The organism is Roseibium sp. QJM3NY_11, from assembly GCF_056173175.1.
In genome coordinates this window covers 3,125,031-3,140,659 of sequence record NZ_CM149660.1, presented here as the reverse complement: position 1 = coordinate 3,140,659, position 15,629 = coordinate 3,125,031, and the positions used below count along the sequence as shown (strand labels likewise).

The 15,629-nt window shown below is 61.3% G+C and carries 12 protein-coding genes; 5 read left to right on the top strand and 7 right to left on the bottom strand.

Annotated features, from left to right (window positions below):
* Window positions 1-126: 126 nt before the first annotated feature.
* The 5 genes from hydA to mazG all read left to right on the top strand — a co-directional run bounded on the left by hydA (window position 127) and on the right by mazG (window position 6,001).
* Window positions 127-1,584 (top strand): dihydropyrimidinase, encoded by a 1,458-nt coding sequence (gene hydA / locus AC0VX3_RS14535; RefSeq protein WP_475521112.1) that lies wholly within the window; start codon window positions 127-129, stop codon window positions 1,582-1,584.
* Window positions 1,585-1,806: 222 nt separating this feature from the next.
* Window positions 1,807-2,613 (top strand): ABC transporter ATP-binding protein, encoded by an 807-nt coding sequence (locus AC0VX3_RS14530; RefSeq protein WP_475525181.1) that lies wholly within the window; start codon window positions 1,807-1,809, stop codon window positions 2,611-2,613.
* Between the two features lie 309 nt (window positions 2,614-2,922).
* Complete coding sequence (locus AC0VX3_RS14525; RefSeq protein ID WP_475525180.1) at window positions 2,923-3,792, top strand: ABC transporter permease; 870 nt, start codon at window positions 2,923-2,925, stop codon at window positions 3,790-3,792.
* A 65-nt stretch (window positions 3,793-3,857) separates the two neighbouring features.
* Complete coding sequence (locus AC0VX3_RS14520) at window positions 3,858-4,934, top strand: ABC transporter permease (protein WP_475525179.1); 1,077 nt, start codon at window positions 3,858-3,860, stop codon at window positions 4,932-4,934.
* A gap of 245 nt (window positions 4,935-5,179) precedes the next feature.
* Window positions 5,180-6,001 (top strand): nucleoside triphosphate pyrophosphohydrolase, encoded by an 822-nt coding sequence (gene mazG, locus AC0VX3_RS14515; RefSeq protein ID WP_475521111.1) that lies wholly within the window; start codon window positions 5,180-5,182, stop codon window positions 5,999-6,001.
* Here mazG and hflX read toward each other — a convergent pair whose 3' ends face one another.
* From hflX to ntrC, 7 genes are all read right to left on the bottom strand, one after another.
* Window positions 6,002-7,288, bottom strand: a complete 1,287-nt coding sequence (hflX, locus tag AC0VX3_RS14510; RefSeq protein ID WP_475525178.1) for a GTPase HflX — start codon at window positions 7,286-7,288, stop codon at window positions 6,002-6,004.
* Window positions 7,289-7,408: 120 nt separating this feature from the next.
* Window positions 7,409-7,663, bottom strand: coding sequence for an RNA chaperone Hfq (gene hfq / locus AC0VX3_RS14505; RefSeq protein WP_006934516.1), 255 nt, complete (start codon window positions 7,661-7,663; stop codon window positions 7,409-7,411).
* A 188-nt stretch (window positions 7,664-7,851) separates the two neighbouring features.
* A complete protein-coding gene (locus tag AC0VX3_RS14500; RefSeq protein ID WP_475521110.1) occupies window positions 7,852-8,715 on the bottom strand; it encodes a D-amino-acid transaminase in 864 nt (287 codons plus the stop codon).
* Between the two features lie 104 nt (window positions 8,716-8,819).
* The gene (gene trkA, locus AC0VX3_RS14495) at window positions 8,820-10,196 is read right to left on the bottom strand and encodes a Trk system potassium transporter TrkA (protein WP_475521109.1); all 1,377 of its coding nucleotides are present in this window, start codon (window positions 10,194-10,196) and stop codon (window positions 8,820-8,822) included.
* Between the two features lie 51 nt (window positions 10,197-10,247).
* On the bottom strand, window positions 10,248-11,615 hold the full coding sequence (ntrX, locus tag AC0VX3_RS14490; protein ID WP_475521108.1) for a nitrogen assimilation response regulator NtrX: 1,368 nt from the start codon (window positions 11,613-11,615) through the stop codon (window positions 10,248-10,250).
* Window positions 11,605-13,869 carry a sensor histidine kinase NtrY-like gene (locus AC0VX3_RS14485; RefSeq protein ID WP_348147193.1) on the bottom strand — a complete coding sequence of 755 codons (2,265 nt, stop codon included), beginning with the start codon at window positions 13,867-13,869 and terminating at the stop codon, window positions 11,605-11,607. The genes ntrX and AC0VX3_RS14485 overlap by 11 nt, the downstream gene beginning before the upstream one ends.
* Window positions 13,870-14,188: 319 nt before the next feature.
* Window positions 14,189-15,628, bottom strand: a complete 1,440-nt coding sequence (gene ntrC / locus AC0VX3_RS14480; protein WP_342895141.1) for a nitrogen regulation protein NR(I) — start codon at window positions 15,626-15,628, stop codon at window positions 14,189-14,191.
* Window position 15,629 lies beyond the last annotated feature (1 nt).

Sequence of the window (15,629 nt, the reverse complement as noted above, 5' to 3'; positions counted from 1 at the left end):
AAGGCCGGGACAGCGAAACAGCAAACGGTGCTGTCCCGGACCTGATCCGGGACCTGAGCTGTGACGGTATCGATGGATACAAGTGACGAGGCCTGACGAGGTCAACGAACAACGAGGGATACAGCAATGGCGAGCAAGGTAATCAAGGGCGGCACGGTCGTGACCGCGGACCTGACCTACGAAGCCGACGTGAAGATCGAGGACGGCCGGATTGTCGAGATCGGCCCGGATCTCTCCGCCGACGAGACGCTGGACGCGACCGGCTGCTACATCATGCCGGGCGGCATCGATCCGCACACCCATCTGGAAATGCCCTTCATGGGCACGTTCTCGTCCGACAACTTCGATTCAGGCACACGGGCGGCGCTCGCCGGCGGCACCACCATGGTGGTCGACTTCGCCCTGCCCTCGCCCGGCCAATCTCTGCTGGAAGCCCTGCAGATGTGGGACAACAAGTCCTCCATGGCCCATTGCGACTATTCCTTCCACATGGCGATCACCTGGTGGGGCGAGCAGGTCTTCAACGACATGCAGACCGTGGTTCAGGAACGCGGCATCAACACCTTCAAGCACTTCATGGCCTACAAGGGCGCCCTGATGGTGAATGACGACGAGATGTTCGCCTCCTTCTCGCGCTGCGCGGAACTGGGGGCTCTGCCGCTGGTCCACGCCGAAAACGGCGACGTTGTCGCCACGCTTCAGCAGAAACTGCTGGCGGAAGGCAACAACGGTCCGGAAGCCCATGCCTATTCCCGTCCGCCGGAAGTGGAAGGCGAAGCCACCAACCGTGCGATCATGATCGCCGACATGGCCGGCGTGCCGGTCTACATCGTGCACACATCGTCCGAACAGGCCCATGAGGCCGTCCGCCGGGCCCGTCAGAATGGCATCCGCGCCTATGGCGAACCGCTGATCCAGCACCTGACGCTGGACGACAGCGAATATAGACATGCCGACTGGGACCATGCCGCCCGCCGCGTGATGTCGCCGCCGTTCCGCGACAAGAAGCACCAGGACAGTCTCTGGGCGGGTCTTGCCTCCGGCTCGCTGCAGGTGGTCGCGACCGACCATTGCGCCTTCTCGACCGACCAGAAGCGCACCGGTCTCGGCGACTTCACCAAGATCCCCAATGGCACCGGCGGCCTGGAAGACCGCATGCCGATGCTGTGGACCTATGGTGTCGGCACCGGCCGGCTGACGCCGAACGAATTCGTCGCCGTCACATCGACCAACATTGCCAAGATCCTGAATGTCTATCCGAAAAAGGGGGCCGTTTTGGTCGGAGCCGATGCGGATCTGGTCGTCTGGGACCCGGAAAAGGAAAAGACCATCACCGCCTCGAACCAGCAGTCGGCCATCGACTACAACGTCTTCGAGGGCAAGCAGGTCAAGGGCCTGCCGCGCTACACGCTCACCCGTGGCCGCGTCGCCGTGGAAGACGGCACGGTCAACCCAAGCCAGGGCCATGGCGAATTCGTCTCCCGCAAGCCGTTCCAGGCCGTCAACAAGGCACTCAGCACCTGGAAGGACCTCACCGCCCCGCGCAAGGTGGAGCGGACCGGCATCCCGGCCAGCGGCGTCTAGGAAAGAATGGCCTGTTCCCCGGTCACTTCTGCAGAAGTAGCCGGAACAGGCCTCCTCTCCCGTCGGGAGAGGCGAATTGAAGACAGGACCGGTCTGCCCGATAGTGGACAGATGCCGAGCCATCATCGTCGGCGGAGCACAACCGGCTGGCCTGTCGGTCCGGACCCGACTCGTGTAGCGAGGAACTGAATGAACGCTCCAGCCAGCGCAAAGGACACCTCGATGGTGGAAAACAAGACCAGCGCCAGCCCGAACCGGGTGATCGATATCGACAACCTCTCGCTGACCTTCGAGACCAACGACGGTCCGGTGCATGCGCTGTCCGATATCGACCTGAAGATCGAGGAAGGCGATTTCGTTTCCTTCATCGGCCCGTCCGGTTGCGGCAAGACCACCTTGCTGCGGGTAATCGCCGATCTTGAACAGCCGACGGCAGGGTCGATCACGGTCAACGGCGTCACGTCCGAGGAAGCCCGTCTGAACCGCGCCTATGGCTACGTCTTCCAGGCCGCCGCGCTCTATCCCTGGCGCACGATCGCCAAGAACGTCGCCCTGCCGCTGGAGATCATGGGGCTTTCCAGGGCCGAGCAGCAGCAGCGTATCCAGAGGAACATGGAGCTGGTCAATCTCACCGGCTTTGAAAAGAAATATCCCTGGCAGCTCTCCGGCGGCATGCAGCAGCGTGCCTCGATCGCCCGTGCGCTTGCCGTGGAACCCGATCTCCTGCTGATGGACGAACCGTTCGGGGCGCTCGACGAGATCGTCCGCGACCATCTCAACGAGCAGCTCCTGCAACTCTGGGCTAAGACCAGCAAGACCGTGGTCTTCGTCACCCACTCGATTCCCGAAGCCGTGTTCCTGTCGACCAAGATCGTCGTCCTGTGCCCGCGCCCAGGCCGCATCTACGATGTCATCGAGAGCGACCTGCCGCGCGAGCGCACACTCGACATCCGAGAAAGCCCGGAATTCCTCAAGATCGCCCATCGCGTGCGTGAAGGCCTCAAGGCGGGGCATTCCTATGAGGATTGAGTGGATGGAAAAGAGACCCTCGTCGCCTCAGGTTCGAAGCTTGCAGCCGGCGCTCACTCTCCCCCCTTGCGGGGGAGATGTCTCCGGCAGGAGACAGAGGGAGGTGTCACCCTCCCGGAACAATCCTGCCTTCCTTGAATGCGCAGCACCGCTTCGCCCCCCTCTGTCCGTTTCCTGGACATCTCCCCCGCAAGGGGGGGGACGGGAGCAAGCGGAATTGCCATCACCCGTCCAGCTTCTCGTGAGCAGTGACGCATGACAGACATGCCCCTCTCCCCGTCCCGCAGCCTCAATCCGTTCTCCGGCCTCATGTCCGGCACGGCTGGTCCCGTCGCGATTGTCGTCCTGGCCATCATCGCCATCTGGTACATCGCCGCGGTCGCGCTCAACACACCGTTCCAGCGCGATATCTACGAACGGGCCGACCAGACAAATGTTCCCGTCAGTCAGCTTGTTACAGATACATTGTTCCAGGAACGGCCCGTCATGCCGGCGCCCCATCAGGTGATCGTCGAGATCTGGAACACCACGGTCGAGAAAAAGATCACCTCGAAGCGCTCGCTGATCTATCACACAGGCATCACCCTCTCCTCCACGCTGCTGGGTTTCCTGCTCGGAACCGCGCTGGGCATCCTGCTCGCCGTCGGCATCGTGCATTCGCGTGTGCTCGACAAGTCACTGATGCCGTGGATCATTTCATCCCAGACCATCCCGATCCTGGCAATCGCGCCGATGATCATCGTGGTCCTGAATGCCGTCGGCATCTCCGGCCTCCTGCCCAAGGCGATGATCTCCACCTACCTGTCCTTCTTCCCGGTGGCCGTCGGTATGGTGAAGGGCCTGCGCTCGCCGGAGGTCATCCATATGGATCTGATGCACACCTATTCGGCCACCCGGCTCCAGGCGTTCTGGAAACTGCGCCTGCCCTACGCAGTGCCCTTCCTGTTCACATCCATGAAGATCGGCATGGCCGCCTCGCTGGTCGGCGCGATCGTCGGCGAACTGCCGACGGGGGCCGTCGCCGGTCTCGGCGCGCGCCTGCTGGCCGGATCGTATTATGGCCAGACCGTTCAGATCTGGTCCGCACTGCTGATGGCCGCGTTCCTGGCCGGATCGCTGGTCGCCCTGATCGGAGTGATTGAAAAACACACGTTGAAGCGCATGGGGATGGCCGGATGAGCACGATGACAGCTTCCAAACAACGGTTTGACATGCCGGCAGCCCTGGCGTGGTTCATCGTCGCCATGGTGATCGTCGGCCTGTTCAGCCCGGTTTTCGGCGCCGAGATGGGGATCATGGATGTGCCGCGTCTCGCGATCTGCCTTGTGATCCTCGCGATCGCCGGCGTGCGTTACGAACTCGGTTTCATGCGCAACCGCGTGGGTGACCTGATCCTCGGCCTTGTGACCGTCCTTGCCGCATGGCTGCTGGTGACCACTGTCTCCAACCATCCCGGAGAGGCAAGACTCGGGTTCTGGGCTGTGACCGTGGCAACCTGGGCATCTGCCTGGCTGTTTGTCGAGCGCCTCGCGACCTGGAAAATCGCCTCCGCCGCCGGAGCCCGTCTGGTCAATCTGGCGATCCCGGCGATTTTCGGCTTCACCCTGCTGCTGCTCTGGCAAGTCGGTGTCACGGGTGCCGGCGTGCCCAAGGTCCTGCTGCCCGCCCCGTCCGAAATCTGGCTGCGTCTGACCACGTCCGTTCCGACGCTCTGGGCCGATTTTCAGCAGACATTCCTGAAGGCGGTGCTCGCCGGTTATGCTATCGGCTGCGGCTCCGCCTTCCTGACGGCCATTCTTGTCGACCGGGTGCCGTTCCTGCGCCGCGGGCTCCTGCCCGTCGGCAATCTGGTCTCCGCCCTGCCGATCATCGGTGTCGCCCCGATCATGGTGATGTGGTTCGGCTTCGACTGGCCGTCCAAGGCAGCCGTCGTCATCATCATGACGTTCTTCCCCATGCTGGTGAACACCGTCTCCGGGCTTGCTGCCTCCGGCGCCATGCAGCGCGGCCTGATGCGCACCTATGCGTCCAGCTACTGGCAGACGCTGTTCAAGCTGCGCCTGCCGATGGCCATGCCGTTCATCTTCAATGCGCTGAAGATCAATTCCACATTGGCAATGATCGGGGCCATCGTCGCGGAATTCTTCGGCACGCCCATCGTCGGCATGGGCTTCCGCATTTCCACGGAAGTCGGCCGCATGAACGTCGACATGGTCTGGGCCGAGATTGCGGTGGCAGCACTGGCCGGTTCCGTATTCTACGGCCTCGTCGCACTGCTGGAACGCGCGGTTACCTTCTGGCATCCGTCGATGCGGGGGTGACAAATTTGTTTTTCCGGCCGTCATTTGCATTGGGTGTTGTGCGCTTTCAGCGCAGAATACATCTGGGTTCCGGATCGGCGTTCGGCTGCGCCTCACTGGTCCGGAATGACGGTGGAGAGGTTGGTCATTCCTCAAGACGGAACCCGCTACCAGGTTCCCTTACTCTCCAGGATTTGCCATATACCGGCATGACCGATTTTCGGTGTTTTGCCCATATGGACACCAGCACAAACCAAGGCCTTTAAATGACCCCCAGTCGCGACATTTCCCGTCTCATCGAGATCATGGCTGCGCTGAGAACACCGGTGACCGGCTGTCCCTGGGATCTGGAGCAGACATTCGCGACCATTGCGCCCTATACGCTGGAAGAGGCCTACGAAGTGGCCGAGGCCATTGCCAGGAACGATCTTCTGGAATTGCGTGAGGAACTCGGCGATCTGCTCCTGCAGGTGGTCTATCACGCCCGCATGGCAGAGGAAGAACAGCAGTTCGACTTCGCCGACGTGGTCGAGGGCATCACGAAAAAACTGATCCGGCGGCACCCCCATGTCTTTGGTGACGAAAACGGCGACAAGCCGGAACTGGTCAAGGGCATCTGGGAACGGATCAAGTCAGAGGAACGCGCGGAAAAACGCGCCGAGCGCGAAAGGCTTGGCCTTGCCGAGCCCCACAAGGGCTTTCTGGACGACGTTCCGACGGCCTTCCCGGCCCTCCAGGAAGCCGACAAGCTGCAACGCCGCGCATCCAGGGTCGGTTTCGACTGGAACGACGCCCGTCTGGTGCTGGACAAGATCCGCGAAGAAACCCATGAGCTGGACGAGGAGCTCGCCAAGGGTGCTCCCGACAAGGACCGCATCACGGACGAACTCGGCGACACGCTGTTCGCGCTCGCCAATCTGGCCCGCCATCTCGACATCGACCCGGAAGAGGCCCTGCGCCGCACCAACCGCAAGTTCAGAAAGCGCTTTGCCGCCATAGAAGACCATGCCGAGAAATCGGGCACGACACTTGAGGCGATGACGCTGGACGAGATGGAAGCGGCATGGCAGGCGGCCAAGAAAGGCTGATCAAATCTCGATATTGGCTGCGAACATGTCCCGAAACGGCCCGCGCTGTTTGTCGGAGACACGGACCTCGACCGTGACGAAATCTTCGGCGTCCGAACGCTCGAGCACTTCCGCCATCTGGTAGAGTTTCGCCAGAAGCGCACCTTCGGCAACCGGCACGCGCACAGTCAGCAGATCGTCGTGCTGAGCCATGAAGGCGTCGATGCGGCTTGAGAGCTGGTCCACCCCTGCGCCGGTCAGCGCCGAAAGAGCAATCGGCCCCTCCGGTCCAGCGTCTTGCAGAAGCTTGTCACGATAGGCCTCGTCGAGACAATCGATCTTGTTCCAGACTTCGACCACCGGTGCCCCGGTAATCGCGTCGACGCCCAGAATATCCAGTGTCTTCTTGACGTCTTCGGCCTGCGCATCCGTATCAGGGTGCGAGATATCGCGCACATGCAGGATCAGGTCGGCTTCCAGAACCTCTTCCAGGGTTGCCCGGAAGGCGGCGACAAGGTGGGTCGGCAGGTCCGAGATGAACCCGACCGTGTCGGACAGGATCACCTCCCGTCCGTGCGGCAGCGTGACCTTGCGCAAGGTCGGGTCGAGCGTCGCGAACAGCAGGTCCTTGGCAAATACGTCGGATTCGGTCAGCCGGTTGAACAGGGTCGACTTGCCGGCGTTGGTATAACCGACCAGAGCCACCACCGGCTGCGGGATCTTCTTGCGTTTCTTGCGATGCAGTTCGCGGGTCCGGCGCACCTGTTCGAGCTGCTTCTGGAGAGCCATGATCCGGTCCTGGATCTGCCGCCGGTCGGCCTCGATCTGGGTTTCACCGGGTCCGCCCATGAAACCGGCACCGCCACGCTGGCGCTCCAGGTGGGTCCAGGAGCGCACCAGACGGCTCTTCTGCCAGCTCAGATGGGCAAGATCGACCTGAAGACGGCCTTCCTTGGTTCGGGCCCTGTCGCCGAAGATTTCCAGAATGAGGCCGGTCCGGTCGATCACCTTGGTCTTGAGGCGCCGTTCCAGGTTGCGCTGCTGAACCGGCGACAGCGGATGATCGATGACAACGAGATCCAGGTCCTCGCTGGCGACGATGCCAGCCAACTCCGCGACCTTTCCTTCTCCGAACAGGGTTGCCGGTTTGGGATTGTTGATCTTCACGACACCGGACTGAACGATATCGAGGTTGATCGCCGCGCTGAGGCCGATGGCTTCGTCAAGCCGGGCTTCCGGGCTCCTGTTGGATCGCAGATCCGACTGGCCGCCGTCCCCGCGCAGCTGGAGTACAGGCTCCAGTATCATCGCACGAAAAGGCTGGGGCAGACGATCCACCCCAGTGTCCTTCACTCTCAGCGATTGGTGCCCCGGTTCTTCAGAGCCATTGGATTTCGAGAATTCGTCCGCGCGAGACTTCGGTTTCAATCAGCTTGCCTTTTCAGCGTTTTCCTCTGCCTGATCGAACAGTTGAACAGGTCCGTTGGGCATAATTGTGGAAATCGCGTGTTTATAAACCAGCTGCGAATGCCCGTCGCGGCGCAGCAGGACACAAAAATTGTCAAACCAGGTTACCACACCCTGCAATTTCACACCATTGATGAGGAAAATTGTCAGAGGCGTCTTTTGTTTGCGAACGTGATTGAGAAAAGTGTCTTGGAGATTCTGTGCGCGCTCAGCCATAAGTGTTTTTATCCTATTTGCCCCGGATGCGGCCGAGCATCCGGCGTTTCAGAAGCTTATCGTCAATAGCCCTTGAAATTCAAACGCCAAGATATGACGAATCGCCCGCTTCTTGTCTTGCCCACCAGACAGGGCTGTCTGCCTCAGCCCGTCATTGCCTTGTTTTTGGCCCAAATCGGCCAATCGAATCATACCACCCGCAGATCAGTAGCAGTATGGAACAGTTCACGCAATCGGGATGCGACCGAACCCGGATGACCGTTTCCGATCATTTTTCCATCCAATCGTGTGACTGGCATGACGACAGTCGTCGCTGCGGTCACAAAGGCTTCCTTCGCGTTAAAAGCCTCTTCCAGACTAAACGGCCTTTCCTCAAAGGTCAGCCCTTCCTTTTTGATAATTTCAAGCACGACGGCCCGGGTGATGCCGCGCAGGATCCTGTCCTCCGCCGGACGGGTCACGAGCACGCCCTCCTTGGTGACGATCCAGGCGTTGGTCGATCCGCCTTCCGTCACGAACCCGTCCGCATCCACGTACCAGGCTTCCTTGCCGCCGTTTTCCCGGGCGTTCTGTTTGGCCAGAACATTCGGCAGCAAGGCCACGGTCTTGATGTCGACCCGCGGCCAGCGGTTTTCCGGATAACTGACGACCGCGATCCCCTCCTCGGCCTGGGCGGCGGCGGCCGCCGCGCTGGACGCGCGCGCGGTGACAACGATGGACGGGGCCACCCCTTCGGGCGGGAAAAAATGGTCACGTCTTGAAACACCGCGCGTGACCTGGATGTAGACAAGCCCGTCGCGCACCCGGTTCCGGCGCACCACCTGATGCAGGACAAAATTCACTGCGCTGCGTGCCATCGGCCAATCGATCCGAAGTTCGCCCAGGGAACGTCCCAGCCGGTCCAGGTGACGCGGCACATCGACGAGGTTGCCGTTCCAGACCTCGCAGACCTCGTAGACACCGTCGGCAAACTGATAGCCACGGTCTTCCACATGCACGGCGGCATCGGCGTGGCGCACATACTGGCCGTTGACATAGGCGATCCGGCTCATGCGTTCCTCCAGAAACGGGCGGTTCCACTCGAACCGATTGGGATTCTTGTGAGTTTTGACTACTCGGTCAAACAAATGCAAGGGCGGATAAGCAGCGCTCTGCCTCAAAAGAAGTCAAGGCTGACGCGGAACATCTGTTCGACCTGACGCACGCGGTTGGCAACCGCGAAGATGACGATCCGGTCCTGGGCCTGGATCTGCAGGTCTCCGTTCGGCGTCAACACCTCGCCTCCGCGAAAAACAGCGCCGACACGAATGCCGGACGGCAGGTCGATCACCCTGAGCGGCTTGCCGACCAGTGGCGACGTATCCAGAGCCTCCGCCTCCACGATCTCGGCAGCACCGTTCTGCAGGGAATGAACGCCCCTGATCCGGCCGCGGCGCACATGTTGCAGGATGCGCGAGATCGTGACGGCGCGCGGGTTGATGAAGGCATCGATGCCGAGCGCGTTGGCGAAAGCCGGATAGCTCGGATTGTTCAGAAGCGACAGGGAGCGTTTGCAGCCCAGCTTCTTGGCCATCACGGAGGACAGGATATTGACCTCGTCCTCGTTGGTCAGCGCCACCATCGTGTCCGCGTCGCCCGCGTCGGCTTCATTCAGGATGGTCTGGTCCAGCGCGCTGCCGTGCAGGATCACGGAACGTTTCAACTCGTCCGCGACGGCCATCGCCCGCTCCCGGGACGCTTCGATCAGCTTGATCCTGGTTCCCGAATGGCGCTGCTCCAGCGCTCTGGCGACATACAGTCCGATGTTGCCGCCGCCGGCGATCACGACCTTGGCGGCTTCCGGTTCTTCATGCCCGAAGATGCTCAGTGTTCTGCGCACCTGGTCGCGCCGGGCAACCACATAGGCAAGATCGCCGGTCAGAATGGAATCGCTGCTCTTGGGCACGAACAGCCTGTTGTTCCTGTAAAGACCGACCACAACGGCTCCCAGATCGGGAAACAGCTCGGTCAGTTGTCGAAGGGGCGTATCCACGACGGGACAATCCTCCTCGCACATGATGCCGACCACGACCACCTGATCGTCCGCGAACCGGACCGTTTCCACCGCTCCCGGCAGGGCAAGCCGGCGCAGAACCATCTCGCCAACCTCGATTTCCGGCGAGATGATCACGTCGATGGGCATGTGATCGCGTGAGAACAGGTTGCGCCAGCGCCCCTGCAGATAGGACTGGGCCCGGATCCGAGCCACTTTGGTCGGCACATTGAAGAGCGAATGGGCAACCTGGCAGGCAACCATGTTGACTTCGTCGTAGAGCGTCACCGCCACGATCATGTCGGCTTCTTCAGCCCCGGCCTGCGCCAGCACGTCCGGATGGGCGCCATGGCCGACGAACCCGCGCACATCCAGATGATCGCCGATCGCATTGATGAGCTGCGGCGAGGAATCAATCACGGAGACGTCGTTCTGTTCGGCGGCCAGCCGTTCGGCGATGCCGTATCCGACCTGACCCGCCCCGCAAATAACGATTTTCATGGAAAGAGTCCTTTCCCGCTTTGCCGTTTAACCCCGGGTGATACCCGGGTCTCAGGTCATGCCGAGGGTTTTCAGCTTCCGGTGAAGTGCAGAGCGTTCCATACCGACAAATTCGGCGGTCCGCGAGATGTTACCGTCGAAACGCTTGATCTGCGCTTGCAAATATTCGCGTTCGAAGATCTCGCGGGCTTCGCGCAACGGTACGGACATCAGGTGCTCGCCGGTACCCGACGTCGGCAAATTCGGAAGTGTTTCGCCAATCTCGGCCGGAAGCAGGTCTGCGGTGATCGTGCTGTCCGGCTCTCCCCGGCTCAGGATCAGCAGGCGTTCCACATTGTTGCGCAACTGGCGCACGTTCCCGGGCCAGTCATGGGTCTGCAGAACGGCCATGGCATCATCGCCGATCGGGCGAAGCGGTATTCCGGACGCAGAGGAAATCTGGTCCATGAAATGGTGGACCAGAACGGGGATGTCCTCCCGGCGTTCGGCGAGCCCGGGCACACGCAACGGCACCACGCTCAATCGGTGGTACAGGTCCTGCCGGAACAGCCCGGTGGCGATATGTTCTTCCAGGTTCTTGGAGGTCGACGACAGGATCCGGATGTCGACCTGGACCTTCTGCGTGCCGCCGACACGCGAAAAACTCTGCTCGACCAGAACCCGCAGGATCTTGCCCTGCGTTTCCGCAGGCATGTCGGCGACCTCGTCCAGATAGAGGGTGCCGCCGTGCGCCTCTTCCAGGGCGCCAATCTTTCGAAGATTGCCGTTCTCATCCTCGATGCCGAACAGCTCTTCTTCCATGCGCGCCGGCGTGATGGTCGCCGCGTTCAACACCACGAACGGGCTTTTCACCCGCGGAGACTGCTCGTGTATCATGCGCGCGGCCTGTTCCTTGCCGGCGCCCGAGGGGCCGACGATCAGGATCCGGCTGTTGGTGCCGGAAATCTTCTGGATCGTCTGGCGCAGATTGTGCGCGGCCGAGGAATTGCCGATGATTTCGTTGCTGTCGCCGCTGCGCTGCTTGAGGTCACGGATCTCGCGCCGCAGGCTCGAGGCCTCGAGTGCCCGTTCGACAATGTGAACCAGCCGGTCGGCCTTGAACGGCTTTTCGATGTAATCATAGGCGCCGCGCTTGATTGCGGAGACCGCCGTTTCGATGTTGCCGTGCCCGGAGATGATTACCACGGGCAGGTCCGGGTCCGTTTCCTTGAAAAGATCCAGCAGAGCAAGCCCGTCGAGCCGGCTGCCCATCAGCCAGATGTCCAGAACAACAAGCGACGGTTTGCGCTCCTTCACCGAAGCAAGGGCACTGTCGCTGTCATGGGCCGTACGGGTCCCGTAACCGTCATCGTCCAGGATGCCTGCAATCGTTTCGCGGATGTCGGTTTCGTCGTCTATGACTAGAATATCATGCGCCATGGGCAGCCACTGTCTGGTTTTGCTGTTCGGTATCCGGTTCGATGTCGGCCGTCGCGGCCAGAGACAGGCGAACCAGCGTTCCCGTATCGCCGGGGTTTGATTTCGGGGCGTCGAGCAGTTCGATACCGCCCCCGTGGTCTTCAAGTATCTTGCGGACGATGGCCAGTCCGAGGCCCGTCCCTTTTTCCCGGGTGGTCATGTAGGGCTCCAGCAAGCGGGCCCTGTTTTCCTCAGGCAGACCGATGCCATTGTCAATAACATCGATGATGATACGACCGCTGCCGGCAGGGTCCTCGCCGCGCAAGTGAACCGTGACCTTGCCGTCAGGAAGCCCCTCGCCCGTCCGGGCGCTGACGGCTTCCGTGGCGTTCTTGACCACATTCGTAAGAACCTGACCAAGCAGGCGCGCATCGAATACGGCCGGAACCGGCTCCGAGGGAACATCGGCGGTGACGCTCATATCCGGATTGGCGACTGATTGCATGAAGGCGGCGTCACGAACCGCCTCGCGCAGATCGCCGGACCTCTTTTTCGGCTTTGGCATCCGCGCAAATGAGGAGAAGTCGTCGACCATCTGGCCAATGTCGCCGACCTGCCGGACAATGGTGTCGATGCACTGGTCGAAGACCTCCCGATCCTCCTCGATCCGCTTGCCGTACCGCCGCCGGATCCGTTCCGCCGACAACTGGATCGGCGTGAGCGGGTTCTTGATTTCATGGGCGATACGACGGGCGACATCGGCCCAGGCGGAATTGCGCTGGGCGGAGACCAGATCGGTGATGTCGTCGAGCGTGACCACAAAGCCCTGTTCCCGCCGCGTCGACTGCTCCCGGGTGATGCGAACATTGACCGTTCTCAGGCGCCCTCCCCTGGTAATCTCGATCTGGGTTTCCGGCAGCCGCTCATTGTCGTTGGACAGAACCTCGGTGATGCACTCCTTCAATTCGGGAACTACCTCGACCAGGCGCTTGTTGAGAATCTGAACTTCGTCGAGCTGGAGGAGTTCAAGCGCAGAGCGGTTGATCAACATGATGGAGGCTTCGTCATCGACGCTGATCACGCCTGTAGAGACCCCGGACAACACCGCCTCGTTGAAACGCCTGCGCCGGTCGATCTGTTCGTTCGCCGCCAGCAACGCGTCCCGCTGCCCGAGCAACTGGCCCGTCATCTTGTTGAAGGTCGCCCCCAGGTTGGCCAGATCGCCACCGGATTTTTCAGTCCGGACCTTGACGGCGAGATTGCCCTTCGAGACGTCATCGGCGGCGGAAATCAGCGCCCTGATCGGCGACACCAGTCTGTTGGCGAAGCCGAACCCGATCCAGATGGCGGAAAGCAGCAGCACCAGCGCCACGCCGAGATAGACAAGCGCGAACGCCACCTGCACGCCGAACCGGCTGCTTTCCATCTGCTGATACTGCGATGCCCCGGTTTCGGTCAGGCGCAGATACTCGACCACACGCGGGTCGATGGCCCGGACCGCATAGAGATAGAAGTCTTCGTAGGCCGACAGCTTCCTGACGCCCCCGACCAGATTGGAACTCCCCGGAGCGATCAGGATGGGATCGCCGGATTTCGCCTTGAAGAAACTGTCCGCGGGCGGCAGCGGCACTTCGATGTTGGGGTCGAGGACGACCCGGGTCACCACCTCACCGTTTTCATTGAGAATATATGCGGCAAGGATCCCGCGCAGCGACACCTGGGTGGAGAAGAACTGGTCGAATCGGGTGGGTTCGAAATCATAGACCGCCTTGGCCCGGTCGATGTCGTTGGTCATGGCGATCAGGTCGCCGCGCAGGACCCTGGCATGTTCCTGCAGATAGGCCTGCGCCACGGTCAAGGCGTTGTCGATGATCTGCCGGGTCCTGTCCTCGAACCAGCGATCGAGGCCCCGGTCCAGCGTGACCGCGGCGAGTATCGCCATCAGGACAGCGGGAACAGCCGAGACAAGGCTGAACAGCGCCACGACCCGCACATGAAGGCGCGCCGCCGCGCGGCCCCGCCGCCGGGCCTGCCAGAGCTTGAGGATCTCGAAGGCAATGACACCAAGCAGGATGGCGGCAAGCGCGCCGTTGATGGTCATGGCCGTCATGATGACGTCACGGGTCGGATCGATGGAGGTCAGTCCCATCAGGATGACGAATGTCACCGCGATCGAGATGAGGGACACCATCATGATGGCAAGACCGGCACGGCGCAGGAACTTGCCTGCGGCGCTGGACTGCGCGACGGATCGCTGTTGTGCTTCGAGTATCATTCGGCCTCAGATGCCCGCCGGCGGCGCGAAAATACGCCAGCCTGCAAATCTTGCGGCAAAGTTATCACACAATGTTGCGAAATTGCGACACCCCGGAAAGCCTCTCCGGAAAAATGCGGTGGAAGACCGGATCCTCTCGGCCAGAACGTTGATATCTTTTGTTTAATTTATTTTTGCATTGCACAGCAAAGTCGGTGGATCGTACGGGCAGCGGGACCGCACGATCTTCTCGCAAGCCACTCGGATAGCGGTCGGCAGGAAACCTGCTGCGATGGCCGGACCACCCGGGATCCTTACCACCGCGAACCGGTTGGACCGGTTATCGCGTCGATCGCATCACCTGGATGTCGAGATCCCGGATTTTCTTGCGCAAGGTGTTGCGGTTGACGCCCAGAAGTTCGGCCGCCTTGATCTGATTTCCACGGGTGGCCGCCAGCGCGGCGCTGATCAGGGGATACTCGACCTCCCTGAGAATCCGGTGATAGAGCCCCGGCGGCGGCAGGGCATCGCCGAAGGTGTCGAAATAGCCGGACAGGTACCGTTCGACCGAACCGCCCAGGTTGACGGTCTCCGGAGCGTCCTCTTCCAGGGGCGACACGGCCGGCTGGCTGAGTTCCTGTTCCAGCAGACTTTCGCTGATCACATCCTGCGGATAGAGCGCGGCAAGCCGGCGAACGAGGTTCTCCAGTTCGCGCACGTTTCCTGGCCAGCGGTATCTGCGCAACAGATTGAGCGCGCCCTGATCAATCTGTTTTGCCGACAACCCTTCCTTTTCGACGATCGAGAAGAAGTGCCGCACAAGATCGGGAATGTCCTCGACCCGTTCGCGCAGCGGCGGCAACCGGATCGGTACGACATTCAGCCGGAAATAGAGATCTTCGCGAAACAGGCCCTGGTTGATCAGATGACGCAGATCCTTGTTGGTCGCGGCGATGATCCGCACATCCGTCTTGATCGGCGTGCGGCCGCCCACGGTAGTGTATTCACCCTGCTGCAGGACGCGCAGGAGACGCGTCTGGGCTTCCATCGGCATATCGCCGATTTCATCCAGAAACAGCGTTCCGCCGTCAGCCTGTTCGAAGCGGCCCGAACTGCGGTTTTGCGCCCCTGTAAAGGCGCCCTTCTCATGGCCGAACAACTCCGCCTCGATCAGGTCGCGCGGAATCGCGGCCATGTTGATGGCCACGAAAGGCCCGTTTCGGCGCTTGCCGTAATCGTGCAGCGCCCGCGCCACCAGTTCCTTGCCGGTCCCCGATTCCCCGTTGATCATCACGGTCAGATCGGTCTGCATCAGCCGGGCAAGGACCCGGTAGATTTCCTGCATGGCCGGTGAGCGCCCGACCAGCGGCATCCCCTCGCCCGCATCATCCAGTTCGACGACGGGTCTTTTCTTGGGTTCCTCCAGCGCGCGCTGGACGATGCTGGTGAGTTCCTTCAGATCGAAGGGTTTGGGCAGATACTCGTAGGCGCCCTTTTCCGAGGCCTTGATGGCAGTCATGAACGTGTTCTGCGCGCTCATCACCAGGACCGGCAGTTCCGGACGCATCTTCTTCATGCGCGGCAGAACGTCGAAGATATTCTCGTCGGGCATGACCACGTCGGTAATGACCAGATCGCCGTCACCGGAGGAAACCCACCGCCACAACGTCGAGGCATTCGATGTCAGCCGGACCGTGTAGCCGGCCCGGGACAGGGCCTGGTTGAGAACTGTGCGGATGGCTGCATCATCGTCTGCAACCAGAATTGTGCCACTCGGCATG